General features: G+C 58.8%; 22 protein-coding genes and 3 tRNA genes. 18 read left to right on the top strand and 7 right to left on the bottom strand.

All coding sequences use genetic code 11. The features are described 5' to 3' along the window. Nucleotides 1-73 precede the first annotated feature (73 nt). A complete protein-coding gene (locus AB4O22_RS16965; protein ID WP_460086948.1) occupies nucleotides 74-1,594 on the top strand; it encodes a nucleobase:cation symporter-2 family protein in 1,521 nt (506 codons plus the stop codon). A 75-nt stretch (nucleotides 1,595-1,669) separates the two neighbouring features. Here the strand turns inward: AB4O22_RS16965 and AB4O22_RS16960 are convergent, their stop codons facing one another. After that, entirely contained in the window at nucleotides 1,670-2,023 is a 354-nt protein-coding gene (locus AB4O22_RS16960) for a hypothetical protein (RefSeq protein ID WP_003199833.1), read from the bottom strand. Nucleotides 2,024-2,285: 262 nt separating this feature from the next. Here AB4O22_RS16960 and AB4O22_RS16955 point away from each other — a divergent pair, with 262 nt between their 5' ends. Beyond that, nucleotides 2,286-3,107, top strand: coding sequence for a shikimate 5-dehydrogenase (locus AB4O22_RS16955; protein WP_460096786.1), 822 nt, complete (start codon nucleotides 2,286-2,288; stop codon nucleotides 3,105-3,107). Between the two features lie 6 nt (nucleotides 3,108-3,113). On the opposite strand, the gene AB4O22_RS16950 is transcribed toward AB4O22_RS16955, so the two are convergent. Further along, nucleotides 3,114-3,761 (bottom strand): YceH family protein, encoded by a 648-nt coding sequence (locus AB4O22_RS16950; RefSeq protein ID WP_013692649.1) that lies wholly within the window; start codon nucleotides 3,759-3,761, stop codon nucleotides 3,114-3,116. A gap of 130 nt (nucleotides 3,762-3,891) precedes the next feature. On the opposite strand from AB4O22_RS16950, the gene AB4O22_RS16945 reads away from it, so the two are divergent. Further along, the gene (locus AB4O22_RS16945) at nucleotides 3,892-4,401 is read left to right on the top strand and encodes a DUF1993 domain-containing protein (RefSeq protein WP_003199840.1); all 510 of its coding nucleotides are present in this window, start codon (nucleotides 3,892-3,894) and stop codon (nucleotides 4,399-4,401) included. Between the two features lie 210 nt (nucleotides 4,402-4,611). Here the strand turns inward: AB4O22_RS16945 and sstT are convergent, their stop codons facing one another. Then, a complete protein-coding gene (gene sstT, locus AB4O22_RS16940) occupies nucleotides 4,612-5,844 on the bottom strand; it encodes a serine/threonine transporter SstT (protein ID WP_003199842.1) in 1,233 nt (410 codons plus the stop codon). 282 nt (nucleotides 5,845-6,126) lie between these two features. On the opposite strand from sstT, the gene AB4O22_RS16935 reads away from it, so the two are divergent. Beyond that, nucleotides 6,127-7,278: an MFS transporter gene (locus AB4O22_RS16935; protein WP_003199844.1), complete on the top strand. Its 1,152-nt coding sequence runs from the start codon at nucleotides 6,127-6,129 to the stop codon at nucleotides 7,276-7,278. Here the strand turns inward: AB4O22_RS16935 and nhaR are convergent. After that, nucleotides 7,275-8,171, bottom strand: a complete 897-nt coding sequence (nhaR, locus tag AB4O22_RS16930; RefSeq protein ID WP_460096784.1) for a transcriptional activator NhaR — start codon at nucleotides 8,169-8,171, stop codon at nucleotides 7,275-7,277. The genes AB4O22_RS16935 and nhaR overlap by 4 nt on opposite strands. 139 nt (nucleotides 8,172-8,310) lie before the next feature. Between nhaR and AB4O22_RS16925 the strand changes: the two genes are divergently transcribed. Both AB4O22_RS16925 and AB4O22_RS16920 read left to right on the top strand, forming a co-directional pair. Further along, nucleotides 8,311-8,562, top strand: coding sequence for a hypothetical protein (locus AB4O22_RS16925; RefSeq protein ID WP_003199848.1), 252 nt, complete (start codon nucleotides 8,311-8,313; stop codon nucleotides 8,560-8,562). Nucleotides 8,563-8,588: 26 nt separating this feature from the next. Further along, the gene (locus AB4O22_RS16920) at nucleotides 8,589-9,338 is read left to right on the top strand and encodes a TerC family protein (RefSeq protein WP_003199850.1); all 750 of its coding nucleotides are present in this window, start codon (nucleotides 8,589-8,591) and stop codon (nucleotides 9,336-9,338) included. Nucleotides 9,339-9,408: 70 nt separating this feature from the next. On the opposite strand, the gene AB4O22_RS16915 is transcribed toward AB4O22_RS16920, so the two are convergent. Continuing rightward, nucleotides 9,409-9,573 carry a hypothetical protein gene (locus tag AB4O22_RS16915; protein ID WP_003199851.1) on the bottom strand — a complete coding sequence of 55 codons (165 nt, stop codon included), beginning with the start codon at nucleotides 9,571-9,573 and terminating at the stop codon, nucleotides 9,409-9,411. Between the two features lie 223 nt (nucleotides 9,574-9,796). Between AB4O22_RS16915 and AB4O22_RS16910 the strand changes: the two genes are divergently transcribed. Next, nucleotides 9,797-10,474 carry a peptidase C39 family protein gene (locus AB4O22_RS16910; protein WP_223472383.1) on the top strand — a complete coding sequence of 226 codons (678 nt, stop codon included), beginning with the start codon at nucleotides 9,797-9,799 and terminating at the stop codon, nucleotides 10,472-10,474. 99 nt (nucleotides 10,475-10,573) lie between these two features. Beyond that, nucleotides 10,574-10,768 (top strand): DUF6021 family protein, encoded by a 195-nt coding sequence (locus tag AB4O22_RS16905; protein ID WP_223472384.1) that lies wholly within the window; start codon nucleotides 10,574-10,576, stop codon nucleotides 10,766-10,768. Nucleotides 10,769-10,941: 173 nt separating this feature from the next. Here AB4O22_RS16905 and pbpG read toward each other — a convergent pair whose 3' ends face one another. Together pbpG and folD are read right to left on the bottom strand one after the other, a co-directional pair. Beyond that, nucleotides 10,942-11,880, bottom strand: a complete 939-nt coding sequence (pbpG, locus tag AB4O22_RS16900) for a D-alanyl-D-alanine endopeptidase (RefSeq protein WP_003199856.1) — start codon at nucleotides 11,878-11,880, stop codon at nucleotides 10,942-10,944. Between the two features lie 311 nt (nucleotides 11,881-12,191). Beyond that, a complete protein-coding gene (folD, locus tag AB4O22_RS16895) occupies nucleotides 12,192-13,046 on the bottom strand; it encodes a bifunctional methylenetetrahydrofolate dehydrogenase/methenyltetrahydrofolate cyclohydrolase FolD (protein ID WP_003199858.1) in 855 nt (284 codons plus the stop codon). A gap of 279 nt (nucleotides 13,047-13,325) precedes the next feature. Between folD and AB4O22_RS16890 the strand changes: the two genes are divergently transcribed. From AB4O22_RS16890 to AB4O22_RS16845, 10 genes are all read left to right on the top strand, one after another. After that, nucleotides 13,326-13,402 (top strand) — tRNA-Arg (locus AB4O22_RS16890). A 41-nt stretch (nucleotides 13,403-13,443) separates the two neighbouring features. Further along, nucleotides 13,444-13,519, top strand: a tRNA-His gene (locus AB4O22_RS16885). 58 nt (nucleotides 13,520-13,577) lie between these two features. Then, nucleotides 13,578-13,662, top strand: a tRNA-Leu gene (locus AB4O22_RS16880). 423 nt (nucleotides 13,663-14,085) lie between these two features. Beyond that, nucleotides 14,086-15,396 (top strand): trigger factor, encoded by a 1,311-nt coding sequence (gene tig / locus AB4O22_RS16875; protein WP_003199860.1) that lies wholly within the window; start codon nucleotides 14,086-14,088, stop codon nucleotides 15,394-15,396. Between the two features lie 93 nt (nucleotides 15,397-15,489). Beyond that, nucleotides 15,490-16,125, top strand: coding sequence for an ATP-dependent Clp endopeptidase proteolytic subunit ClpP (gene clpP / locus AB4O22_RS16870; RefSeq protein ID WP_003199862.1), 636 nt, complete (start codon nucleotides 15,490-15,492; stop codon nucleotides 16,123-16,125). Between the two features lie 112 nt (nucleotides 16,126-16,237). Next, the gene (gene clpX / locus AB4O22_RS16865; protein WP_003183176.1) at nucleotides 16,238-17,521 is read left to right on the top strand and encodes an ATP-dependent Clp protease ATP-binding subunit ClpX; all 1,284 of its coding nucleotides are present in this window, start codon (nucleotides 16,238-16,240) and stop codon (nucleotides 17,519-17,521) included. A 161-nt stretch (nucleotides 17,522-17,682) separates the two neighbouring features. After that, entirely contained in the window at nucleotides 17,683-20,079 is a 2,397-nt protein-coding gene (gene lon / locus AB4O22_RS16860) for an endopeptidase La (protein ID WP_003199864.1), read from the top strand. A gap of 147 nt (nucleotides 20,080-20,226) precedes the next feature. Next, on the top strand, nucleotides 20,227-20,499 hold the full coding sequence (locus tag AB4O22_RS16855) for an HU family DNA-binding protein (RefSeq protein ID WP_002552737.1): 273 nt from the start codon (nucleotides 20,227-20,229) through the stop codon (nucleotides 20,497-20,499). Nucleotides 20,500-20,723: 224 nt separating this feature from the next. Further along, nucleotides 20,724-22,595: a SurA N-terminal domain-containing protein gene (locus AB4O22_RS16850; protein ID WP_460096782.1), complete on the top strand. Its 1,872-nt coding sequence runs from the start codon at nucleotides 20,724-20,726 to the stop codon at nucleotides 22,593-22,595. A 391-nt stretch (nucleotides 22,596-22,986) separates the two neighbouring features. Continuing rightward, nucleotides 22,987-23,820 (top strand): DUF2242 domain-containing protein, encoded by an 834-nt coding sequence (locus tag AB4O22_RS16845; protein ID WP_460096780.1) that lies wholly within the window; start codon nucleotides 22,987-22,989, stop codon nucleotides 23,818-23,820. Nucleotides 23,821-23,944 lie beyond the last annotated feature (124 nt).

Below are 23,944 nucleotides of genomic sequence, written 5' to 3'. Positions count from 1 at the left end.
ACAACTCTATGGACATTTGTCCTGAGTTTTGAATACAGTGTGCCCATAACAAAAAACAGGGAATCCCCGAACCATGAAAACGCCCCATGTTTCACTCCCACGGCCCGAGGACGAAAACCTTGGCGTCGGCGCGAATATGGCTTACGGCCTGCAACATGTGTTGACCATGTACGGTGGCATCGTCGCCGTGCCATTGATCATCGGCCAGGCGGCCGGGCTCTCGCCCGCGGACATCGGTCTGTTGATTGCCGCGTCATTGTTCGCGGGGGGCTTGGCAACGTTGCTGCAAACCCTCGGCCTGCCGTTTTTCGGCTGCCAACTGCCCTTGGTGCAAGGCGTATCGTTCTCGGGCGTGGCGACGATGGTGGCGATTGTCGGCAGCGGCGGGGAAGGCGGCTTTCAAGCCATCCTTGGCGCGGTGATCGCCGCGTCCCTGATTGGTTTGCTGATTACCCCGGTGTTTTCACGCATCACCCGGTTCTTTCCGCCACTGGTCACCGGCATCGTGATCACCACCATCGGCCTGACCCTGATGCCGGTGGCGGCGCGCTGGGCCATGGGGGGCAATAGCCATGCCGCTGATTTCGGCAGCATGGCCAACATCGGCCTGGCCGCAGTGACCCTTGTGCTGGTGCTCCTGCTGAGCAAAATGGGCAACGCAACCATTTCGCGGTTGTCGATTCTGTTGGCGATGGTGATTGGTACCGTCATCGCTGTGTTCCTCGGCATGGCGGACTTTTCATCGGTCAGCCAGGGCCCGATGTTCGGCTTCCCGACACCGTTCCATTTCGGCATGCCGACTTTCCACATCGCCGCGATCCTGTCGATGTGCATCGTGATCATGGTGACCTTGGTGGAAACCTCCGCCGACATCCTGGCGGTGGGCGAGATCATCGACACCAAAGTCGACTCCAGGCGCCTGGGCAACGGCTTGCGGGCCGACATGCTGTCGAGCATGATCGCGCCGATCTTCGGTTCCTTCACCCAGAGTGCCTTTGCCCAGAACGTCGGGCTGGTGGCGGTGACCGGGATCAAGAGCCGTTTCGTGGTGGCGACCGGCGGGGTCTTCCTGGTGGTGCTCGGCCTGCTGCCGTTCATGGGCCGGGTGATCGCGGCGGTGCCGACCTCGGTACTGGGCGGTGCTGGTATCGTGCTGTTCGGCACGGTGGCTGCCAGTGGCATCCGCACGCTGTCCAAAGTCGACTACCGCAACAACGTCAACCTGATCATCGTCGCCACTTCCATTGGTTTTGGCATGATTCCCATCGCTGCACCGAACTTCTATGACCATTTCCCGAGCTGGTTCGCGACCATCTTTCATTCGGGCATCAGTTCTTCGGCAATCATGGCGATCGCGCTGAACCTGGCGTTCAACCACTTCACCGCCGGTAACTCCGACCAGCAGTCGGTTTTCGCCGCCGGCACCGAGCGAGTGTTGTGCTACCAGGACCTGGCGGCGCTTCGTGAAGGTGATTACTTCAGCGATGGCAAGCTGCACGACTGCGATGGCAACGAGATTCCCGTGGTGACTGAGCCTGTTCACGGGGCGGCGGAGCATGCGCCGGTCCGTTTGAAAAGCAGCGAGCACGTCTGACAATTACACTGTGGCGAATATGAAAAAGCCTGTGATCATTGATCACAGGCTTTTTTTTGCCACCCGGGAAGCTGATTACCAGCGACCGTAATGACCACGAGGCGGGCCATAGTAGTAGCCCCGTGGTGGCCCGTAATACACCGGCGCTGGGCGATAGTAGATCGGTTGCTCTACATACACCGGCTGTGGCTGGTAGTAGACCGGCGGTGGTTGCTGCACATAGACCGGCTGCGGTTGGTAGTAGACCGGTTGTTGCTGCACATACACCGGCCGATCACGGTTGATGAGGGCCGAGCCAACGATGGCCGAACCGACGATTGCGCCAAACACTGCGGGCCCCTCCCAACCACCACGACCGTGGGCGGATGCCTGGCCGGTGACCGCGAGTGCCCCCATGAGCAGGGCGATGATGGGAAGTCTACGATTCATGGCTGTTCCTCGTTTCGGCCCCGGCGCCTGTGGTCTGTAACAGACCCGATGAGGGTCGCGGGGATACTTGCTCTGACAACGATTTTCTCAGGATTTGCGACGCCGTTGGGTAAATATTGTGTAAGGTCTGTAGCGCTTTTCCTTACCGCGCCGCGTCATCCAGGGGCCTGAGACCGGGCTGGGGCTGGCGGTATCATCATCGAATAAAACCTTTCGCAGCGGTGATTCCGTCTGTCCGAAAGTGAATTGCAAGGAGACACGCATGCAGATCAATCCCAACAAAGACACCCGACTGTGCATGTCGCTATCGGGGCGTCCCGGAAACTTCGGCCTGCGCTTTCATAATCACCTGTATGAACAATTGGGCCTGAATTTCTATTACAAGGCGTTCAGCAGCCAGGACCTGCCTGGAGCCGTGGGCGGTATCCGTGCCCTGGGAATTCGTGGATGCGGCGTGTCGATGCCGTTCAAGGAAGCCTGCATTGCCCTGGTGGATGAGCTGGATCCTTCCGCCACGGCGATCCAGTCCATCAACACCATCGTCAATACCAACGGCCATCTGAAGGCCTACAACACCGACTACATCGCCATCACCCAGTTGTTGCAAAGCCACGCGGTGCCCAAGGACTCGACCTTTGCCTTGCGCGGCAGCGGCGGCATGGCCAAGGCTGTGGCCAGTGCCTTGCGCGATGGGGGTTACAAGAACGGGCTGATCGTTGCCCGCAATGAAGCCGCCGGGCGAGCCCTGGCCGAGTCCCTGGGGTATGAATGGCAAGCTGACCTGGGTACCCGGCGGCCACAGATGCTGATCAACGTCACGCCGATCGGCATGACCGGGGGGCCGGAAGCCGACCAGTTGGCGTTTGAGCCCGAGACCATCGTCGCGGCCGAAACTGTGTTCGATGTCGTGGCGATCCCGTCGGAAACGCCGCTGATCGTGCGCGCCAGGGCCGAAGGCAAGCGGGTCATCACCGGGCTGGAAGTCATTGCGATCCAGGCACTGGAGCAGTTCGTGCTGTACACCGGCGTGCGGCCCAACCTGGAGCAATTCGAAAAAGCCGTGGCCTTCGCCCGGTTGGCGTAGGCGCTGCTATTCCAGCCGCGACAGGCGTTCTTCCAGGGCCGCGATCCGCGCTTCGAGTTCTTCGATGCGCTCCAGCGAGACAGCGCCGCCGGCTCCACGCTCCACCGGGTGCTGGCGGGCGGCGAGAATCGCCTCGATGTCCGCCGGGTCGCCCATGGCGTGCACATAGCGGTCTTCGCGCTGGCCGGCCTGGCGTGGCACCAGCAGCGCCAGTCCCCGGGCGATCAGGCGTTCAAGCTGGTGCACCACTTGTTCGGCGTCTTCGAAGTCGTGCATCCGACCGCTGCGGGTCAGTAGCTCATTGACGGTTTGCGGGCCACGCAGGAACAGCAGGCCCATCAGGATCACTTGGGCCGGTACCAGCTCCAGGGCTTTGTCGACCCGATGTTCCCAGCGGTCGGCGCGGCTGCCCATCACCAGTTTGGTAAAGCCGCGACCTTCCAGTGCCCGCAGGCTCTGGCCGACCTGGCCCGGATTGAGGTTCATCACCGGTTCGCGGCTGGTTTTCTGGTTGCAGGCCAGGACCAGGGCGTTGAGCGTCAGCGGGTAGGTCTCGGGGTTGGTGGCCTGCTTCTCGACCAGCGCGCCGAGGATGCGGATTTCCGTGCTATTGAGCCGTGGTTCTTCAGCCTGGCTTTGTTCTTCGATGCTCATCGCGCGTTCCCTATGCTGTGGAAGCCGCCTAGCCTAATCCTTGCGCAATAAAAGACAAGCTGTGCAACAAGCCGTGGCTATAATCGCAGCCGTTTGATTCATTCTTTCCTGCCACCTGCATGAGATCGCCATGACTATTTCCCTGTACGCCGCTTCCGTCCCGGTTTTCAAGCAGATGCTCAACGCGTTGAGCGACGTTCTGAACAAGGCCGAAGCCCACGCCACCGCGAAGAACATCGACCCGAACGCCTTCCTGCAAGCTCGCCTGTACCCGGACATGTTCCCACTGGTGCGCCAGGTGCAGATCGCGGTGGACTTCGCTAAAGGTGTGTCTGCACGCCTGGCCGAGATCGAAGTGCCGAAGTATGAGGACAGCGAGACCACGTTCGCCGAGCTGCAAGCCTTGATCGCCAAGGTCTTGGCCTTCATCGATGGCATCCGCCCTGAGCAGATCGATGGCAAGGAAGGCATCGAAATCGTCACCCGTCCGGGCACGCCGAAGGAAAAACGCTTCAGCGGCCAGAACTACCTGCTGACCTACGGCCTGCCGCAGTTCTTCTTCCACGTCACCACCACCTACGCCTTGCTGCGCCACAATGGCGTGGAAGTGGGCAAGCGCGACTACATGGGCGCGTTCTAACCCCGCAGGCATGAAAAAGCCCGGGACGGTGTGGGCCGTTCCCGGGCTTTTTTGTGGCTGACTGGCACATCCTCGGCGGATGTACCGCCGCTATCGCGAGCAAGCTCGCTCCCACAGGGGGCAGTGGCGCTCACACAATAGCTGCTACACAACACATCCCCTGTGGGAGCGAGCTTGCTCGCGATAGGGACCGAACAGCCACCGCAACTGTTACGCCGTACGCGCGAGCTTCTCTTCCTCACCCAGGCATGCGGCCGCTGTGAACAGCACATCCGTGGACGAGTTCAACGCCGTCTCCGCCGAGTCCTGCAGGACACCGATGATGAAACCCACCGCGACCACTTGCATGGCGATTTCGCTGGGAATGCCAAACAGGCTGCATGCCAGGGGAATCAGCAACAGCGAACCGCCGGCCACCCCGGATGCGCCGCACGCGCAAATCGCCGCGACAACGCTCAGCAGCACGGCCGTTGGCATATCCACTGCGATACCCAGGGTATGCACGGCCGCCAGGGTCAGCACGGTGATGGTAATGGCGGCGCCCGCCATGTTGATGGTCGCGCCCAGCGGGATCGACACCGAATAGGTGTCTTCGTGCAGGCCCAGGCGTTTGCTCAGTTCCAGGTTCACCGGAATGTTCGCCGCCGAGCTGCGGGTGAAAAACGCCGTGATACCGCTCTCGCGCAGGCAGGTGAACACCAGCGGGTAGGGATTGCGACGCAGTTTCCAGAACACGATGAGCGGGTTGACCACCAATGCCACGAACAGCATGCAGCCAATCAGTACGGTGAGCAGGTGCAGGTAGCCGAGCAGGGCGCCGAAACCGGAGGTTGCCAGGGTCGAGGCGACCAGGCCGAAGATCCCCAGTGGGGCGAAGCGGATCACTAGGCGCACGATCACGGTCACGCCGTTGGACAGGTCTTCGAGCACGGTACGGGTGGTCTGGCCAGCATGACGAATGGCGATGCCCATGCCGATAGCCCAGGCCAGGATGCCTATGAAGTTACCGTCCATCAGCGCCCGGACCGGGTTATCCACCACGCTCAGCAGGAGGCTTTGCAGCACCTCGCTGATGCCACCGGGCGCCGTGACTGCGACGTCTTGGGTCGACAGCACGAGGCTGGACGGAAACAGCGTGCTGGCAACCACCGCGACCACTGCGGCGGCGAAAGTGCCCAGCAGGTAGAGGAACAGAATCGGCCGGATATGGGTTTCCTGGCCATGCTTATGGTTGGCGATCGAAGCCATGACCAGCACGAACACCAGGATCGGCGCCACGGCCTTGAGCGCGGACACGAAGACCTTGCCGATGAATGCGGTGGACTTGGCCACGTCGGGCGCCAGCCAAGCCAGGACGATACCGGCGATCAGGCCGATGACGATTTGCGTCACCAGACTGGTGCGTTTGAGGCGTTGCATAGGGGTAACGGACGAAGCTGTCATAGCGGCATCTCTGATTTTATTGTGTGCGACGGTCGACGAGTCAGGGCAACAAGCGGGCAGGCCACATGAGCGGACCGTGAGAAAAGTACGGCGTTTTGCAGGCCGCGGACTTTATCACAGCCCGATGAAAAATCTGACGGACCTGTGACGATCCGTCACTCGGGTGTTCAGCGCGTTTTGTCTGGTGGACGCATTCTGTTAGGCTTTGCCCTCATCACCTTTCTATATCCGCCAGCGAGCCCACGGGCTGACGCTGGTGTCGTCGTTTCGCTGGAGTTCTGCATGTTGTTACCCATTTTCCTGTTGTCGGCCGCCGGTTTTACGGTGCTGACCACGGAATTCGTCATCGTTGGCCTGTTGCCCTCTATCGCCCGCGATTTGCAGGTCAGCATCCCCCAGGCCGGGCTGCTGGTGACGTTGTTCGCGTTTACGGTGGCGGCGTTCGGGCCATTCCTGACGGCCTGGTTCGCCCGCTTTGAGCGGCGCAAGTTGTTTATCAGCGTGCTGGTGATGTTCGGCCTGGCCAACATGCTCGCCGCAGTCGCCCCCAACATCTGGGTGATGGCCGTTGCCCGGTTGATCCCGGCCCTGGGCCTGCCGGTGTTCTGGGCGCTGGCCAGTGAAACGGCGGTGGACATTGTCGGGCCACAGTTGGCCGGGCGGGCCATCGCCCGGATCGGCTTTGGCATCGTCTGTGCCACGGTGTTCGGCATTCCCGTGGGCACGTTGATTTCCGATGCGTTTGGCTGGCGCAGTGCGTTCGCGATCCTGGCGGTCATCGCCTTCGCCAAGGCGTTGCTGCTGTTTATCTACCTGCCGAAAACCAATCTGCACCAGCATCAGGTGAGCTTTCGTTCGCAATTCAAGATCCTGCGCAGCCCGTTGATGCAAGGGCATGTGCTGTTGTCGATCCTGGTGTTCAGTGGCATGTTCACCGCCTACACCTATCTGGCGGATATCCTCGAACGCCTCGCCGGGTTCGATGGCACCCTGGTGGGCTGGTGCCTGATGGGCTTCGGCGCCGTCGGGCTGCTGGGCAATTCCCTGGGCGGTCGGGCGGTGGACCGGCATCCGTTGATCGCATCGATGGTCTTCTGCCTGTTCCTGATCGGCGGCATGGTGGCGTTGGTGCCGAGCATTCATTCACCCCTGGCGCTGGCGGCGGCGATGGGCATCTGGGGCGTGACCCAGGCGGCCTTGTTCCTGGTCAGCCATGTGCGGCTGATGAAGGCGGCCCCGCAGGCCCCGGCCTTTGCCGCATCGTTGAACATCGCCGGGGCCAACCTGGGGATTGGCCTGGGGGCGATGGTTGGTGGCCGGGTCATCGATACCCTGGGCCTGGGCAGTGTCGGGTTTGCGGCGGCCGGGTTCATCTTCGTATCGATCCTGCTGGCGTTGCTGCTGATGACCTTCAAACCTCGTGTCGCCTGCTAAGCGCTGAACAACTCGCGACGCGCGCCCTCGGCAATCGCGACGATTCCGGGGTGGCTGACCTTGCGCTCCACGGAAATGGCGTAGAAGGATTCGCTCACCGCATCGGTCTGGCCGATCACTTCTACGCCGTACTGGCGCTTGACCTCTTCGGCGATCACGCTCGGGCCGATGAAAATCCCGCTGCCTGATTGGCCGAAGGCCTGCATCAATGCGCTGTCGTCGAACTCGCCGACGATGCGCGGCTGGATCTGTTGCTCGGCGAACCAGCGTTGCAAGCGGCTGCGCACCACGGTTTCCGGCCCGGGAATCAGCAGCGGAGCGTCATGCAGGCCGTGGGGGAAATCCCGCCCGTGGCGTTCGGCCAGCGCGGTGGTGGCGAAAAAGCTGATCCCGCATTCCCCCAGTTTCTGGCTGTAGCCCTTGATGTCCAGGTGAGTCGGCATCGGGCTGTCGGAAATCACCAGGTCCAGACGCTGGATCGCCAGGTCCGCCAGTAGCCGTTCGAGCTTGTCTTCGCGACAGGTGATGCGCAGCGGTTCACTCAGCTCCATGGTCGGCGCCAGCAGCCGGTAGACGATGGATTTGGGCACCACATCCGCCACCCCGACCCGAAACAGGGTTTGCTGCTCGTTGGGCTGGGCGCGCAGCATCAATTCCAGCTCACCGCCCAACTGGAACATGTGTTCGGCGTAGGGCAAGGTCTGGCGGCCGGCCTCGGTCAGTTCCAGCTGCCGTCCGACGCGGCGAAACAGCTTGATGTTATAGGTCTGCTCGAACAGGGAAATCTGCCCGCTGATGGTCTGTGGGGTCAGGTTCAACTGCTCGCAGGCGCGCACGATGCTGCCGGTTTTCGCCACCACCCAGAAGTAATGCAATTGTCGGTAATTGAGCATGGGTTTTCGCGGATTCGTAAAAAGCGAAGTATAACCGCTGAAAATACGAATTTTCCTGAAGTATTCGCGTCTCTAGAATGCCTGGCCATTGGCGGGCCATTTTCGTGCACCTTCTATTCTCTCAAGAGGCATTTATTTCATGACATACAAATCCCTGGGACTTGCAGCCTTGTTGACGATGTCTGCAATGACATTGGCGGGCTGTGAACAGGCTGAAAAAAGTGCCCAGCAACTGATGGGACAGGCAGCGCAAACCGCCAAGCAGGCCATCGACGACACCCACAAAGCCGCCGAACAGGCGATCAGCGAAGCCACCGGCGGGTTGATCAGCCCGAAGAAAAAGCCGGCGGACGAAGCTGACGAAACACAAACCCCGACCAAAACCATCTAACACGTCACATCAGTCAGGACTGACCCATGGATTATCTTCTGCAGCTCGCCGCCAGCCCCACCGCGTGGATCGCCCTGGCAACTCTGGTGGTCATGGAAATCGTGCTCGGCATCGATAACCTGATCTTCATTTCGATTCTGACCAACAAGCTGCCCGCCCAGCACCGTGCCAAGGCACGGCGGATCGGTATCGGCATGGCGCTGATCCTGCGCCTGGGCTTGTTGAGCACCATTGCCTTCATTGTGCAGTTGACCGAACCGGTCATCGAAATCCTGGGTCAGGCGTTCTCCTGGAAAGACATGATCCTGATTGCCGGTGGTCTGTTCCTGCTGTGGAAGGCGACTACTGAAATCCACCACAGCATGGACCCGGCACCGGATGATCCCAAGTCGGCCACGTCCGGCGTGACCCTGGGCTTTGCTGCAGCGATTGGTCAGATCCTGATGTTGGACCTGGTGTTCTCCATCGACAGCATCATCACGGCCGTGGGCATGACCGAGCATTTGCCGATCATGATCATCGCGGTCGTTGTGTCGGTACTCGTGATGCTGCTGGCAGCCGAACCGCTGGCCAAGTTCATCAATGACAACCCGACGGTGGTGATGCTGGCCCTGGGCTTCCTGATCATGATCGGCATGACGCTGATCGCCGAAGGCTTCGGTGCCCATGTGCCCAAGGGTTATATCTACGCGGCCATGGCGTTCTCGGCGGCGATCGAGGTGTTGAACATGTTGTCCCGTCGGGCCAGGGAAAGGGCGTTGGCCGACAACGCCTGATGCCAGGCAAACAGAAGCCACCCGGGTCGAGGCCCGGGTGGTTTTTTTTGAGGGTTTGAAAAGCGAATGCTCAGTGTGCGGTGGCGTGGCGTCGCGCGGATTTTGTGGTTTTTTCCGATTGCGCAGGTGGCGCGTGATGATGGCGGCGGGTGATCCGAAGCACGCCCCACAGCATGGCCGTGGCTACGCTCAGCCAGCCGAATATCAGCATCAGAATTGTCGTGGTCAGGCTCATCTGTGCCTCCTTTTATCCCCAGTCCGGGATCACGCACCTAATACATGGACAGTCTAGTCGCTCAAGTGTTGCAGGTAATCGATCCGTGGCGGTCGGGCACGGATCGGTTCGTTCTATCGCGCTCGTAAAACTGCCGTTATGGCTATACCCAGGGCTGTGCGCGCCTTATGATCGTCGACCCAAGCCTGGCCCGGATGCCGGGTGCCTGAACAAGAGAGTCATCATGTCGCCGGTCATTTCATCTTTTCGATCACTGGTCCTGACGCTGTCCTGCCTCGTTGCCCTGGCGGGGTGTGCGGGCAGTGTGTCGCCGCAGATCCAGCGCCTGCCCGAACGGGTGGAGCTCAACAGCGTGCCGTTCTACCGTGGTGAAATGCACCAGGGAGCTCCGCAGTCCCTGGCCGCCTTGCTGACGTTGCAAGGCACTGTCATCACTCCGGGGCTGCTGGAAAAACCGTTGCACCTGCCCGGTGGCGAAGCTGGTTTGCAGCAGAATATGCCCACCCTGGCGCGGGAGTACGGGTTGCTGGTGTATCCCCTCGGCCCCAGGCTGCCGGCATTGTTGGAGCAGGTCGCGGCGGGTTATCCGGTGCTGGTGCGCTATATCGAGGGTTCGGTGTTCTGGCCCGCGCCTCGGTATGGAATTCTCGTCGGCTACGACCGTCGGAAGCAGACGGTGTTGCTGCGTGCAGGCATGAACCCGCGGCAGTTGATGAGCTTCAGTGCCTTCGAATCGGACTTCCAGAGCGCGGGCGGCTGGGCGGTGCTGGTCCAGCGACCTACGCAGCTTCCGGCCAATGTCGACTCGCAGCGGTGGCTCAAAGCGGCGGCCGAATTGGGCGGGGCAGGGCAGGAGCAAGCGGCGGCGCGGGCCACCAAGACCTTGGAAGCGGCGCATTGACCGTTCACCCCGTTCGTCACTTGCCGGGCACAACCTGGCAGGCCTGAGGCTCTTATCGTCAGGGTTGGCATTTTCCGACCGTGATTGGAGGAGGCACGCATGGCACAGTCGAAAACACCTACGGGGCCACATTCGTCAGAGCATTCCAGCGGTGATGACCTGGGGTTTGATCCGGATTCGCCGGATCTTGAGGACCCCCAGGTTGATCCGGTAGGGCCGGCCAAGGCGCCTCTGGACAAGAAGGATGAGCGCAAGCCCAAGCCCTATGATCCGTTGGGTGACCTGAAGGCCTAGGCATTATCTGTTCCGAGAGGCGTGGGTTGGGGTGTATATCCGTTATTTAGGTAACGGATATAAACACCAAAGCAATAAAACAAAAAAACGGCGCTCCCCATTTCTGAAAGAAGCGCCGCTTTTTCTAAGTGAACAGCATTACGACGAGTCGGGGCTTTTCTGTGTGCCGCGGATTATTGGGAGGCTTCCACCACACCACTCTGGCGGCTCTTGAGATTCTTGGCAGCCTTGTATTGCAGGGCCACTGACGGCACGTCGGTGCTTTTTCCGGTCTCGACCCAGCTACGAATCCGGCTGGCATCGGCGAAGTGCGTGAACTTGCCGAATGCATCGAGGATCACCAGTGCCATCGGGCGATTGCCCATCTTCGTCACCAGCACCAGGCAGTGGCCGGCCTCGTTGGTGAAACCGGTCTTGGTCAACTGGATATCCCAGTTGGCCTTGTGGATCAAGTGGTCAGTGTTGCGAAAGCCCAGGCTATACACAGGCTTGCGGAAGGTAACGGTCTTTTCCTTGGTGGTGCTCAGTTCGCTCAGCAATGGATACTTGCGAGCGGCGATCAGCAGCTTGGTCAGGTCCCTGGCGGTCGAGACGTTGTGAATCGACAGGCCCGTCGGTTCGACGTAATGGGTGCTGGTCATGCCCAGCGCCTTCGCCTTGGCGTTCATGGCGGCAATGAACGCCGCATAGCCACCTGGATAGTGGTGGGCGAGGCTGGCGGCGGCGCGGTTTTCCGAAGACATCAGGGCGATCAGCAGCACGTCCCGGCGCGACAGCTCGCTGTTGAGTTTGACTCGGGAAAACACGCCCTTCATCTCTGGGGTGTTGGCAATGGTGATGGAGATGTACTCATCGAGGTTCTGTTTGGCATCCAGCACGATCAGGCCGGTCATCAACTTAGTCACCGACGCGATGGGTACCACCACGTCCGGGTTGCTCGAATAAACGACTTTATCCGTCTGCAGGTCCAGCAACATCGCGCTGCCCGAGGCGACTTGCAGCTTGGTCGTGTCCCGAGGGGCCGCGATGGTTTCCTGTGCAACGACATTTTGCGTGATAAAGCTGCCTGTGAAAGCGATGAATAGGCTGATGATGGAAAGACGGATTTTCACGCGAGTAGACTCGATAGAGTTGAAGGTGCCGTTGAGCAACGACTTTTAAAAAAACGTCGCATTTTAGGAGTATGGGCGACAGCAGCGCTATATGCCTGTATCGCCAGGGCTTGTGAATAAATAAAGTTTCATGGAGGGGGATTTTGGCGAAACGAATCTGAAAAACTTGTAATTTGGCGGCTAAAGTCCGGTCGCCAGAAACACCTGTGGGAGCGAGCTTGCTCGCGATAGCGATGTGTCAGTCAACTGGATGTTGGCCGGTCCATCGCTATCGCGAGCAAGCTCGCTCCCACAGGTTTTTGTCGGGCGTATCAGCTGTGCAGCGTTTCAGCCGCGTACAGCGTGTTTTCCAGCAGGCAGGCGCGGGTCATCGGGCCTACGCCACCCGGTACCGGCGTGATCCAGCCGGCGCGGGGCAGGGCGGTCTCGTAGACCACGTCGCCCACCAGCTTGCCATCTTCCTGGCGATTGATGCCCACGTCGATGACGATGGCGCCTTCCTTGATCCACTCGCCTTTTACCAGGCCGGGTTTGCCGGCGGCCACCACCACCAGGTCCGCGCGGCCGACATGGCCAGCCAGATCCTTGGTGAAACGATGGGTCACGGTCACGGTGCAGCCGGCCAGCAGCAGCTCCATGGCCATTGGACGACCAACGATGTTGGACGCACCCACCACCACGGCGTCAAGGCCGTACAGGTCCACGCCAGTGCTTTCCAGCAACGTCATGATGCCTTTAGGGGTGCAGGGACGAAGCAACGGGATACGCTGGGCCAGGCGACCGACGTTATAAGGATGGAAGCCATCGACGTCTTTGTCCGGGCGGATACGCTCCAACAGCTTGGAGGCGTCGAGGTGTTCAGGCAGCGGCAGCTGGAGCAGAACGCCGTCGATGTTCGGGTCATCGTTCAGGCGATCGATCAGATCGGCCAGCGCTTGCTGGGTGGTTTCGGAAGGCAGGTCGTAGGCCTGGGAAAGGAAGCCGACCTCTTCACAGTCTTTACGCTTGTGCGAGACATAAACCTGAGAGGCAGGATCGCTGCCGACCAGGATCACCGCAAGGCCGGGCGTACGCAGGCCTTGCTGGCGGCGCTCGGTAACTCGTTGGGCGATCTGCTGGCGCAGGCTGGCGGCGATCGATTTGCCGTCGATAAGTTGTGCAGTCATTGCGCGTGGTTAACCATCGAGAGGGGAAAAAAGAGAACGCATTCTCGCATGCCGGGGCGTGGGGGCAAAGGCGCTTGGTCTGCAAATTCCCCTAACCCCTTTAATTAAATGAATTTTTTTAAAAAAGTGTTGACGACCTATCAGGCCGTCTATAACATTCGTCGCACTTGTCGGGCACAGCCTAGCACTGGTTAAGAAGGTGGAGCGGAGTTGGTTGTTTCAACTCGGTAAAACTGAAAGCACTTAGTTTGTAATCGTCCAAGAATACAGATTAAAAAGGCGCCCGTAGCTCAGCTGGATAGAGCATCCGCCTTCTAAGCGGATGGTCGCAGGTTCGAGTCCTGCCGGGTGCGCCAATTAGGCAGCTTTGGCACAAGTAAGGCAACAAGGCAATATGGTGGGCGTAGCTCAGTTGGTAGAGCACGGGATTGTGACTCCCGTTGTCGTGGGTTCGATCCCCATCGTCCACCCCATATTCTAGAAAGGCGCCAGATCTAACAATCTGGCGCCTTTGCTTTAAAAGCTTGATACGCGGATGTGGTGGAATTGGTAGACACACTGGATTTAGGTTCCAGCGCCGCAAGGTGTGAGAGTTCGAGTCTCTCCGTCCGCACCATACAAGTCGCTATTTAAATAGCAGAAAACGGCGCAGTACCTGAAAAGGGCTGCGCCGTTTTTGTTTTCAGTGGTTTTGTGTTTGGCGTCGGTACGGTTTCTTGGAGCTGCGCGCAGCGGTCGGTTCGTCGCGAATGTGTTTCGTGATGATGCGTGACATGTCCGTCGGTCCCTTTGTGGGGGCGGGCGTCGCGTGATCGGGCAAGCCGCTTCTATATATAGAAGCGTTGGCGCAGAGCCCTGGGCTGAGTCGACTGTATTTGCAATCCGGGTGGGGCATGACCGTTTGTCCCGTCCTAAATCCGGCGCCTGTTTCCAGCGCGTTTTCAGTAGGGTGACTTCTTGAGTTTGACCTACTAGAATGCATGCCCTTGATTCTGGGGTCGGAAACGCCCGGCCAACGTCTGTGCAACGAGGAATATCCATGCAAGTTTCTGTTGAAAATACTTCTGCTCTTGAGCGCCGCATGAGCATCACCGTGCCGGCTGAGCGCATCGAGACTCAGGTCAACAAGCGTCTGCAGCAGACTGCCCAAAAGGCCAAAATCCCAGGTTTCCGCCCAGGCAAAGTGCCAATGAGCGTGATTCGTCAGCGTTACGAAGCTGATGCGCGTCAGGAAGCCGTGGGCGACGTGATCCAGTCTTCGTTCTACGAAGCGGTCGTCGAGCAGAAGCTGAACCCGGCCGGCGCTCCGTCCGTCGAGCCTAAAGTGCTGGAAAAAGGCAAGGACCTGGAATTCGTCGCCACGTTCGAAGTGTTTCCTGAGTTCACGGTTGCCGGTTTCGAATCCATCGCTGTCGAGCGCCTGAGCGCTGACGTGTCGGATGCCGACCTGGACAAGATGCTGGACATCCTGCGCAAGCAGAACACCCGTTTCGAAGTGACTGAGCGTGCTGCCCAGAACGAAGATCAACTGAACATCGATTTCGTCGGCAAGGTCGACGGTGAAGTGTTCGCGGGCGGTTCCGCCAAGGCTACCCAGCTGGTGCTGGGTTCCGGTCGCATGATTCCTGGCTTCGAAGACGGCCTGGTTGGCGCCAAGGCCGGTGAAGAGCGCGTTCTGAACGTGACCTTCCCTGAGGACTACCAGAACCTGGACCTGGCTGGCAAAGCCGCCGAGTTCACCGTGACCGTCAACACTGTTTCCGAGCCGAAACTGCCTGAGCTGAACGAAGAGTTCTTCGCCCAGTTCGGCATCAAGGAAACCGGTCTGGAAGGTTTCCGCACCGAAGTTCGCAAGAACATGGAGCGTGAGCTGCGCCAGGCCATCAAGTCCAAGGTCAAGAACCAGGTCATGGACGGTCTGCTGGCCTCCAACCCGATCGAAGTGCCAAAGGCCCTGCTGGACAACGAAGTGAACCGTCTGCGCGTGCAGGCTGTTCAGCAGTTCGGTGGCAACATCAAGCCGGACCAGCTGCCTGCCGAACTGTTCGAAGAGCAAGCCAAGCGCCGCGTCGTGCTGGGCCTGATCGTCGCCGAAGTGGTCAAGCAGTTCGAACTCAAGCCTGACGAAGCCCGCGTTCGCGAGCTGATCCAGGAAATGGCCTCGGCCTATCAAGAGCCTGAGCAAGTCGTGTCCTGGTACTACAAGAACGACCAGCAACTGAACGAAGTCCGTTCGGTTGTGCTGGAAGAACAAGTTGTGGATACTGTTCTGCAGAAAGCTAGCGTGACCGATAAAGCGGTCTCTTACGAAGAAGCGGTCAAGCCGGTGGAAGCTCCACAAGCCGATTGATGGTTCTGCGGTAAGAAATAAACACCCATAAGCCAGCCTTCGCGCTGGCTTATGCGTATTCAAGACATAACTATTTGGGAGTGACTGCGAGACATGTCCCGCAATTCTTTTTATCAGCAGAGCTCTGACATCCAGGCCGCAGGCGGCCTGGTCCCGATGGTTATCGAGCAGTCCGCCCGCGGCGAACGTGCCTATGACATCTACTCGCGTCTGCTCAAGGAACGCGTCATCTTTCTGGTGGGCCCGGTAGAGGACTACATGGCCAACCTGATCTGTGCGCAACTGTTGTTCCTTGAAGCCGAAAACCCGGACAAGGATATCCATCTCTATATCAACTCCCCTGGCGGTTCGGTGACGGCGGGCATGTCGATCTACGACACCATGCAGTTCATCAAGCCTAACGTTTCGACGACCTGTATCGGTCAGGCTTGCAGCATGGGTGCGTTTTTGCTGACAGCTGGTGCCCATGGCAAGCGTTACTGCCTGCCGAACTCGCGCGTGATGATTCACCAGCCGCTGGGCGGTTTCCAGGGCCAGGCATCGGATATTGAAATCCATGCCAAGGAAATCCTCTTCATTCGCGAGCGCCTCAATACCTTGATGGCCAAGCACAGCGGGCGCACGCTAGAAGAAATCGAGCGCGATACCAACCGCGACAATTTCATGAGCGCTGAAGCCGCACGTGAATATGGTCTGATCGATGAAGTGATCAACCAGCGCCCCGCTTAAAATAAGCAGCTCAAAATGAGGTTGATCGGCAGGTCCGATCACCTGCGGGCTTGAAAAAGCCCGCAATTGCCTTCATCTTGTGTTGCAAGCCTATCGGATTTGGATCGATCGAATGACTGACACCCGCAACGGCGAGGACAACGGCAAACTGCTTTATTGCTCCTTCTGTGGCAAAAGCCAGCATGAAGTGCGCAAATTGATTGCCGGCCCCTCGGTCTTCATTTGCGACGAGTGCGTCGACCTGTGCAATGACATCATCCGCGAGGAGGTGCAGGAAGCCCAGGCCGAGAGCAGCGCGCATAAATTGCCTTCGCCTAAAGAAATCAGCGGCATCCTTGATCAGTATGTGATTGGTCAGGAACGTGCGAAAAAGGTACTGGCCGTAGCGGTGTACAACCACTACAAGCGCCTGAACCAACGTGACAAGAAGAATGACGACGTCGAACTCGGCAAGAGCAACATCCTGCTGATCGGCCCGACAGGCTCGGGTAAGACCCTGCTTGCCGAAACCCTGGCCCGCTTGCTGAACGTTCCGTTCACCATCGCCGACGCAACCACCCTCACTGAGGCGGGTTATGTGGGTGAGGATGTCGAGAACATCATTCAGAAGTTGTTGCAGAAGTGCGACTACGATGTGGAAAAGGCCCAGATGGGCATTGTCTACATCGATGAAATCGACAAGATTTCCCGCAAGTCCGACAACCCGTCCATCACCCGGGATGTTTCCGGTGAGGGCGTGCAGCAGGCCTTGCTCAAGTTGATCGAAGGTACGGTCGCTTCCGTTCCACCCCAAGGTGGTCGCAAGCATCCGCAGCAGGAATTCCTGCAAGTCGACACCCGTAACATCCTGTTCATCTGCGGTGGTGCGTTCTCCGGCCTGGAAAAGGTTATTCAAAACCGTTCCACCCGTGGTGGCATTGGTTTCAACGCCGAAGTGCGCAGCAAGGAAGAAGGCAAGAAAGTCGGTGAATCTCTGCGTGAAGTCGAGCCTGACGATTTGGTCAAGTTCGGTCTGATCCCGGAATTCGTCGGTCGTCTGCCGGTCCTGGCGACGCTGGACGAGTTGGATGAAGCGGCGTTGATGCAGATCCTGACCGAGCCGAAGAACGCCCTGACCAAGCAGTATGCCAAGTTGTTCGAAATGGAAGGTGTAGACCTGGAATTCCGTTCCGACGCGCTGAAATCGGTCGCAAAACGTGCCCTGGAGCGTAAGACCGGTGCCCGTGGATTGCGCTCGATTCTCGAAGGCGTATTGCTCGACACGATGTACGAGATCCCCTCGCAGTCCGAGGTGAGTAAAGTCGTGATCGATGAAAGCGTCATAGAAGGCAAGTCCAAGCCACTGTATATCTATGAAAACAGTGAGCCGGCTGCCAAGGCCGCACCGGACGCTTAAGCGTTCGGCTGCCGGAACAAAGGAGGGGCCTTCGGGCCCCTTTGCTTTTTGCGCGTTTTAGACGTGTCTTAGCGCTTGTTTTTTTTCAAGGCTGCCCCCATCTTGGTTTCAAGCTTACTTCCATCTGTTTCCGGCCCGAGGGCCGCCGTAGAGGCGAAATCATGAAGACAACCATCGAATTGCCTCTCCTGCCATTGCGCGATGTCGTGGTGTATCCGCACATGGTTATCCCGCTGTTCGTGGGGCGCGAGAAGTCCATCGAAGCCCTTGAGGCTGCGATGGCGGGTGACAAGCAGATTCTTTTGCTGGCTCAGAGAAACCCGGCCGATGATGATCCCGGCGAAGACGCACTGTATCGCGTAGGTACGATTGCAACGGTTCTGCAATTGCTCAAGCTGCCCGACGGCACCGTCAAGGTCCTGGTCGAAGGCGAACAGCGCGGTGCTATCGAGCGTTTCAGCGAAGTGGACGGCCATTGCCGGGCCGAGGTGTCGCTGATCGAAGAGGTCGATGCGCCCGAGCGTGAGTCAGAGGTGTTTGTCCGCAGCCTGCTGTCGCAGTTCGAACAATACGTGCAACTGGGCAAGAAGGTGCCTGCAGAGGTCCTGTCGTCGCTTAACAGCATCGATGAGCCTGGGCGACTGGTCGATACGATGGCGGCCCATATGGCCCTCAAGATCGAGCAGAAGCAGGAAATTCTCGAAATCATTGATTTGTCGGCCCGTGTCGAACACGTGCTGGCACTGCTCGACGGCGAAATCGATCTGTTGCAGGTCGAGAAGCGCATTCGCGGTCGCGTCAAGAAACAGATGGAGCGCAGCCAGCGCGAGTACTACCTGAATGAGCAGATGAAGGCCATTCAGAAAGAGCTGGGCGATGGTGACGAAGGCCACAACGAAATCGAAGAGCTGAAAAAGCGCATCGATGCCGCCGGCTTGCCCAAGGATGCACTGGCCAAGGCCCAGGCTGAGTTGAACAAGCTCAAGCAAATGTCGCCGATGTCTGCTGAGGCCACCGTAGTGCGCTCCTACATCGACTGGTTGGTCCAGGTGCCGTGGAAAGCCCAGAGCAAGGTGCGTCTGGACCTGGCGCGTGCCGAAGACATCCTCGACGCCGACCATTACGGCCTGGAAGAGGTCAAGGAGCGTATCCTTGAATACCTCGCCGTGCAGAAGCGCGTGAAGAAGATTCGTGGCCCGGTCCTGTGCCTGGTCGGTCCTCCTGGGGTCGGTAAAACCTCCCTTGCGGAGTCGATTGCCCACGCGACCAACCGCAAATTCGTACGCATGGCTCTTGGCGGCGTGCGCGATGAGGCGGAAATTCGGGGGCATCGCCGTACCTACATCGGTTCGATGCCAGGAAGATTGATTCAAAAGATGACAAAGGTCGGCGTGCGCAATCCGCTGTTCCTTTTGGACGAAATCGACAAGATGGGTAGCGACATGCGCGGCGATCCCGCCTCTGCGTTGCTCGAAGTCCTCGATCCTGAGCAGAATCACAACTTCAACGATCACTACCTGGAGGTCGACTACGACCTGTCGGATGTGATGTTCCTCTGCACCTCCAACTCCATGAATATTCCGCCGGCGTTGCTGGACCGGATGGAGGTGATTCGTCTTCCGGGCTACACCGAGGACGAGAAGATCAACATCGCCGTGAAATACCTTTCGCCCAAGCAGATCCAGGCCAACGGCCTGAAAAAAGGCGAGCTGGAATTCGACGAGGAAGCGATTCGCGACATCATCCGCTACTACACCCGCGAAGCCGGTGTACGTGGCCTGGAACGGCAGATTGCCAAGGTCTGCCGCAAGGCGGTCAAGGAACATGCGCTGGAAAAACGCTTCGCGGTCAAGGTCACTGCGGACCTGCTGGAGCACTTCCTGGGCGTACGCAAGTTCCGCTACGGCCTCGCCGAGCAACAGGACCAGATCGGCCAGGTGACTGGCCTGGCCTGGACCCAGGTCGGTGGTGAGTTGCTGACCATCGAAGCGGCCGTGGTGCCGGGCAAGGGGCAACTGATCAAGACCGGTTCCCTGGGCGACGTGATGGTCGAATCGATCACCGCTGCGCTGACGGTGGTTCGCAGCCGCGCCCGGAGCCTGGGCATTCCCCTGGACTTCCATGAGAAGCGCGACACGCATATCCACATGCCTGAAGGGGCTACGCCCAAGGACGGCCCAAGCGCTGGTGTAGGCATGTGCACGGCCCTGGTCTCGGCATTGACCGGTATCCCGGTGCGCGCCGACGTCGCCATGACGGGTGAAATCACACTGCGCGGCCAGGTCCTGGCGATTGGCGGCCTGAAGGAAAAACTGCTGGCGGCACACCGTGGCGGGATCAAGATCGTGATCATTCCCGAAGAGAATGTCCGCGACCTGAAGGAAATTCCTGACAACATCAAGCAAGATCTTCAGATCAAACCCGTTAAATGGATTGACGAGGTCCTGCAAATTGCGCTGCAATACGCGCCGGAGCCCTTGCCGGATGTGGCTCCGGAGATTGTCGCGAAGGAAGAAAAGCGAGAGTCTGACTCTAAGGAAAGAATTAGCACGCATTAATACGCATTTGCCTGGGGGGCTTCCTTGACAGTTTTTTAGAGCCCTTGTTATAAAGCGGCTCTTAAGTGTCTGCAGGCCATTCAGCACTCGTTTTGCTTTCACCAAAAAAACTTAGAATCATCTCAAATAGATATAAGGGGACTTAGAGTGAACAAGTCGGAACTGATTGATGCTATCGCTGCATCCGCTGATATCCCGAAAGCTGCTGCTGGCCGTGCGCTGGACGCTGTAATCGAATCCGTCACTGGCGCTCTGAAGGCTGGCGACTCCGTTGTTCTGGTTGGTTTCGGTACCTTCTCCGTGACCGATCGTCCTGCTCGTATCGGTCGCAACCCGCAGACCGGTAAGACGCTGGAAATCGCTGCTGCCAAAAAGCCAGGCTTCAAAGCTGGTAAAGCACTGAAAGAAGCCGTTAACTAAGGTTTCGTTGAGTTTATCCGGGTCGGGGTCATGCCTGGCTTGGCAGCGGAGCGGTAACACGGCCGGTTGCAACCGGTCTGGCACACCAGGGCTTGAAGGTTAGAGCCCGGTCCGCTCCGCCAGTTACGAGAAGGCGCATCCTCGGATGCGCCTTTCTTCTATCCGGATTCTACCCACGCTCCACGGTTGCCTAAATTTGAAGTTCAACCGTTTCTGGGGGACGCATGCTGCAGAATATCAGGGACAATTCACAAGGCTGGATTGCCAAGACCATCATCGGGGTCATCGTCGCATTGATGGCGTTGACCGGTTTCGATGCCATTTTCAAAGCCACTACCAACAGCAACGAAGCGGCCAAGGTCAACGGCGAAAACATCAGCCAGAACGAGCTGAGCCAGGCGGTCGACATGCAACGCCGTCAGCTCATGCAACAGCTGGGCAAGGATTTCGACGCCTCCCTGCTGGACGAAAAAATGCTGCGTGATTCGGCGCTCAAGGGCCTGATCGACCGCAAGTTGTTGCTGCAAGGCGCACACGATGCGAAATTCGCTTTCTCCGAAGCTGCGCTTGATCAAGTGATCCTGCAGACGCCTGAGTTCCAGGTCGATGGCAAATTCAGTCCCGAGCGTTTCGATCAGGTGATCCGCCAACTGGGTTACAGCCGTATGCAGTTCCGCCAGATGCTGGCTCAGGAAATGCTGATCGGTCAGTTGCGCGCCGGCCTGGCAGGCAGCGGTTTCGTCACCGATGCCCAAGTGCTGGCATTTGCACGCCTTGAAAAACAGACGCGTGATTTCGCCACTTTGAACATCAAGGCTGATCCTGCCTCCGTCAAGCTGACCGATGATGAGGTCAAGGCTTACTACGACCAGCACGCCAAGGAATTCATGACGCCTGACCAGGTGGTCATCGATTACCTCGAACTGAAGAAGGCCTCTTTCTTCGATCAGGTCAGCGTCAAGGACGAAGACTTGCAGGCGGCCTATCAGAAAGAAATCGCCAACCTGTCCGAACAGCGTCGGGCTGCGCACATCCTGATCGAAGTGAACGACAAGGTGACCGAAGCCCAGGCCAAGGCGAAGATCGAAGAGATCCAGGCTCGCCTGGCCAAAGGCGAGTCGTTTGAAGCGTTGGCGAAGGAGTTTTCCCAGGACCCGGGTTCGGCTAACAACGGCGGCGATCTGGGCTACGCCGGTCCTGGTGTCTACGATCCGGAATTCGAAAAGGCCTTGTACGCCTTGAACAAGGACCAGGTCTCGGCACCGGTACGCACCGATTTCGGTCTGCACCTGATCAAGCTGCTGGGTGTCGAAGCGCCTGAAGTGCCTACGTTTGCCAGCCTCAAGGACAAGCTGACCCGCGAGCTGAAGACTCAACAGGTGGAGCAGCGTTTCGTTGAGGCGACCAAGCAGTTGGAGGATGCCTCGTTCGAAGCGTCCGACCTGGCGCAACCCGCCCAGGACCTGAAGCTGACCGTCCACACATCGGCCCCATTTGGTCGTGAAGGCGGCGAAGGGATTGCGGCCAATCGTGCCGTGGTTACTGCTGCGTTCAGTCCGGAAGTGCTGAATGAGGGCGCCAACAGCACCGCCATCGAGCTGGACCCGGAAACCGTCGTGGTGCTGCGTGCCAAGGAGCACCGCAAGCCTGAGCAACTGCCGCTGGAAAGCGTGGCAGGGCCGATTCGTGCTCAATTGACCAAGGAACACGCTAGCGCGGCAGCCAAGACCCGGGCCGACGAGCTGATCGCCGGCCTGCGCGATGGCAAGGTTGCACTGGACAAGCCGGTCGACGGCCAAGGCTGGAAAGCCACCCAGGCGGCAACCCGCAACCAGGAAGGCATCGATCCGGCGGTGCTGCAAGCACTGTTCCGCATGCCCAAGCCTGAGTCCAAGGACAAGCCGACGTTCACCAGCGTGACCTTGCCTGATGGCAGCCTGATGGTCGTGCGTTTGAATGGCGTGAACGAAGCGGCGGCACCGACTGACGAAGAGAAGGCGGAATATCGCCGCTACCTCGCGTCCCGTGTTGGTCAGCAGGACTTTGCGGCGTATCGCAAGCAGCTGGAGAGCCAGGCGGAGATCAAGCGTTTCTAATTGCTTGATGCTTTTTCAAACCTGGTTGTGATGCTGTTCAGTTAGAAAAAACGGCGCTTCTTCAGAAATGGGGAGCGTCGTTTTTTTTGGCTTGGGTTTTGTGTGTAGATCCATTACCGCAGAAATGGATATACACACTGAACTACGCCGCTCTGAACGTGATATCAAAATCTTCATTAACGGCGCAACTGAACAGGATTAAGCTAAATCCCGGATTTTTTTGTGTCTGCTTGTTGCTCGGGGCGGGTGTTCGTCGATCTATCCGCTTGGCGTCTTTTTCCTGCAGACAACCCCCAGTAAACTTGTAACCCCCTTGAAACAAGATTAGCCACGCTGCCAGGTCGCGTTCTGTTGCACAATACGCCCCGGACCGTTTTTCTCAGGATGTTCAATGTTCAAATCATTTCCCATGCGCACCGTCGGGCTTGCACTGGTGCTGGCCGCCGCAGCCGGTTGCTCGTCGAAGAAAGCCGCCATTTACGAGCACGAGAACTTCGATGACTCCGGCACGTTCTCGCGCACGTATCCGGTGAACGACGCGGCGACCTGCGAGGCCGGGCGTCGGGCGTTGCTCAGCCAGGGCTACATCATCACCAGCAGCGATCCGAAGCTGGTCAGCGGTCACAAGAGTTTCCAGCAGACCGGCGACACTCACATGGAAATCAGTTTCAACCTGGTCTGTGCCGAGGATGGCGGTGCCGGACACCGTGCGACGATGTTCGCCAACGCCTTGCAGGACCGTTATGCCCTGAAGAAAACCAACAACTCCGCCAGCCTGGGTGTGGGCGTGCTGGGTTCGGTGTCGATGCCGATCGGCTCCTCGGATGATTCGATGGTCAAGGTCGCCAGCGAAACCGTGTCGGCGGCCAAGTTCTATGAGCGCTTCTTTGCCCTGGTGGAGCTGTTCCTGCCTCCCGAGGCGAAGAAAGCGGCCGACAACGCCGAGAAACCGAAAACTGAATTGGGCATTCCGGAAACCAAGGTCGAACCTGCCGCCCTGATGCCTGCTCCAGCGCCTGCACCGGAGCCTGTCGCCCCCGCGCCCGCGCCGCCCCCTGTTGAAACAGCTCCTACGGTGTCGGAGCCCGTCGCACCGCCGAGCGAGCCTGCACCGATTGCGCCCGAGTCGTTCGAGTCTGCGCCGACGACGGAAACCGTTACACCACCACCGTCCAGTTCGTTGCCGGCCCCGACCGAGCCGATCCAGCCGCTTCCGGCATCCTGAGGTCCAGTGGCAGGGAGTAACGCCCTGTCACACTTCACACGGTAATTTCCTGACCCTGTGCTACGTTTAATTCATGAAGCCTTTGCTTCATGTTTTGTTCATAAAGCAGCTTTATGCTGATGCC

It is taken from the genome of Pseudomonas sp. S3_B11 (assembly GCF_054667715.1).
Note: the sequence above shows the minus strand (reverse complement) of the source record. Positions and strands in the feature narration are given on the sequence as shown.

What these genes read in the sequence shown, in the direction of transcription:
- AB4O22_RS16965 (WP_460086948.1), top strand. Translation starts at nt 74, where the DNA reads ATGAAAACGCCCCATGTTTCACTCCCACGGCCCGAGGACGAAAACCTT.
- AB4O22_RS16960 (WP_003199833.1), bottom strand. Translation starts at nt 2,023, where the DNA reads ATGAATCGTAGACTTCCCATCATCGCCCTGCTCATGGGGGCACTCGCG.
- AB4O22_RS16955 (WP_460096786.1), top strand. Translation starts at nt 2,286, where the DNA reads ATGCAGATCAATCCCAACAAAGACACCCGACTGTGCATGTCGCTATCG.
- AB4O22_RS16950 (WP_013692649.1), bottom strand. Translation starts at nt 3,761, where the DNA reads ATGAGCATCGAAGAACAAAGCCAGGCTGAAGAACCACGGCTCAATAGC.
- AB4O22_RS16945 (WP_003199840.1), top strand. Translation starts at nt 3,892, where the DNA reads ATGACTATTTCCCTGTACGCCGCTTCCGTCCCGGTTTTCAAGCAGATG.
- sstT (WP_003199842.1), bottom strand. Translation starts at nt 5,844, where the DNA reads ATGACAGCTTCGTCCGTTACCCCTATGCAACGCCTCAAACGCACCAGT.
- AB4O22_RS16935 (WP_003199844.1), top strand. Translation starts at nt 6,127, where the DNA reads ATGTTGTTACCCATTTTCCTGTTGTCGGCCGCCGGTTTTACGGTGCTG.
- nhaR (WP_460096784.1), bottom strand. Translation starts at nt 8,171, where the DNA reads ATGCTCAATTACCGACAATTGCATTACTTCTGGGTGGTGGCGAAAACC.
- AB4O22_RS16925 (WP_003199848.1), top strand. Translation starts at nt 8,311, where the DNA reads ATGACATACAAATCCCTGGGACTTGCAGCCTTGTTGACGATGTCTGCA.
- AB4O22_RS16920 (WP_003199850.1), top strand. Translation starts at nt 8,589, where the DNA reads ATGGATTATCTTCTGCAGCTCGCCGCCAGCCCCACCGCGTGGATCGCC.
- AB4O22_RS16915 (WP_003199851.1), bottom strand. Translation starts at nt 9,573, where the DNA reads ATGAGCCTGACCACGACAATTCTGATGCTGATATTCGGCTGGCTGAGC.
- AB4O22_RS16910 (WP_223472383.1), top strand. Translation starts at nt 9,797, where the DNA reads ATGTCGCCGGTCATTTCATCTTTTCGATCACTGGTCCTGACGCTGTCC.
- AB4O22_RS16905 (WP_223472384.1), top strand. Translation starts at nt 10,574, where the DNA reads ATGGCACAGTCGAAAACACCTACGGGGCCACATTCGTCAGAGCATTCC.
- folD (WP_003199858.1), bottom strand. Translation starts at nt 13,046, where the DNA reads ATGACTGCACAACTTATCGACGGCAAATCGATCGCCGCCAGCCTGCGC.
- tig (WP_003199860.1), top strand. Translation starts at nt 14,086, where the DNA reads ATGCAAGTTTCTGTTGAAAATACTTCTGCTCTTGAGCGCCGCATGAGC.
- clpP (WP_003199862.1), top strand. Translation starts at nt 15,490, where the DNA reads ATGTCCCGCAATTCTTTTTATCAGCAGAGCTCTGACATCCAGGCCGCA.
- clpX (WP_003183176.1), top strand. Translation starts at nt 16,238, where the DNA reads ATGACTGACACCCGCAACGGCGAGGACAACGGCAAACTGCTTTATTGC.
- lon (WP_003199864.1), top strand. Translation starts at nt 17,683, where the DNA reads ATGAAGACAACCATCGAATTGCCTCTCCTGCCATTGCGCGATGTCGTG.
- AB4O22_RS16850 (WP_460096782.1), top strand. Translation starts at nt 20,724, where the DNA reads ATGCTGCAGAATATCAGGGACAATTCACAAGGCTGGATTGCCAAGACC.
- AB4O22_RS16845 (WP_460096780.1), top strand. Translation starts at nt 22,987, where the DNA reads ATGTTCAAATCATTTCCCATGCGCACCGTCGGGCTTGCACTGGTGCTG.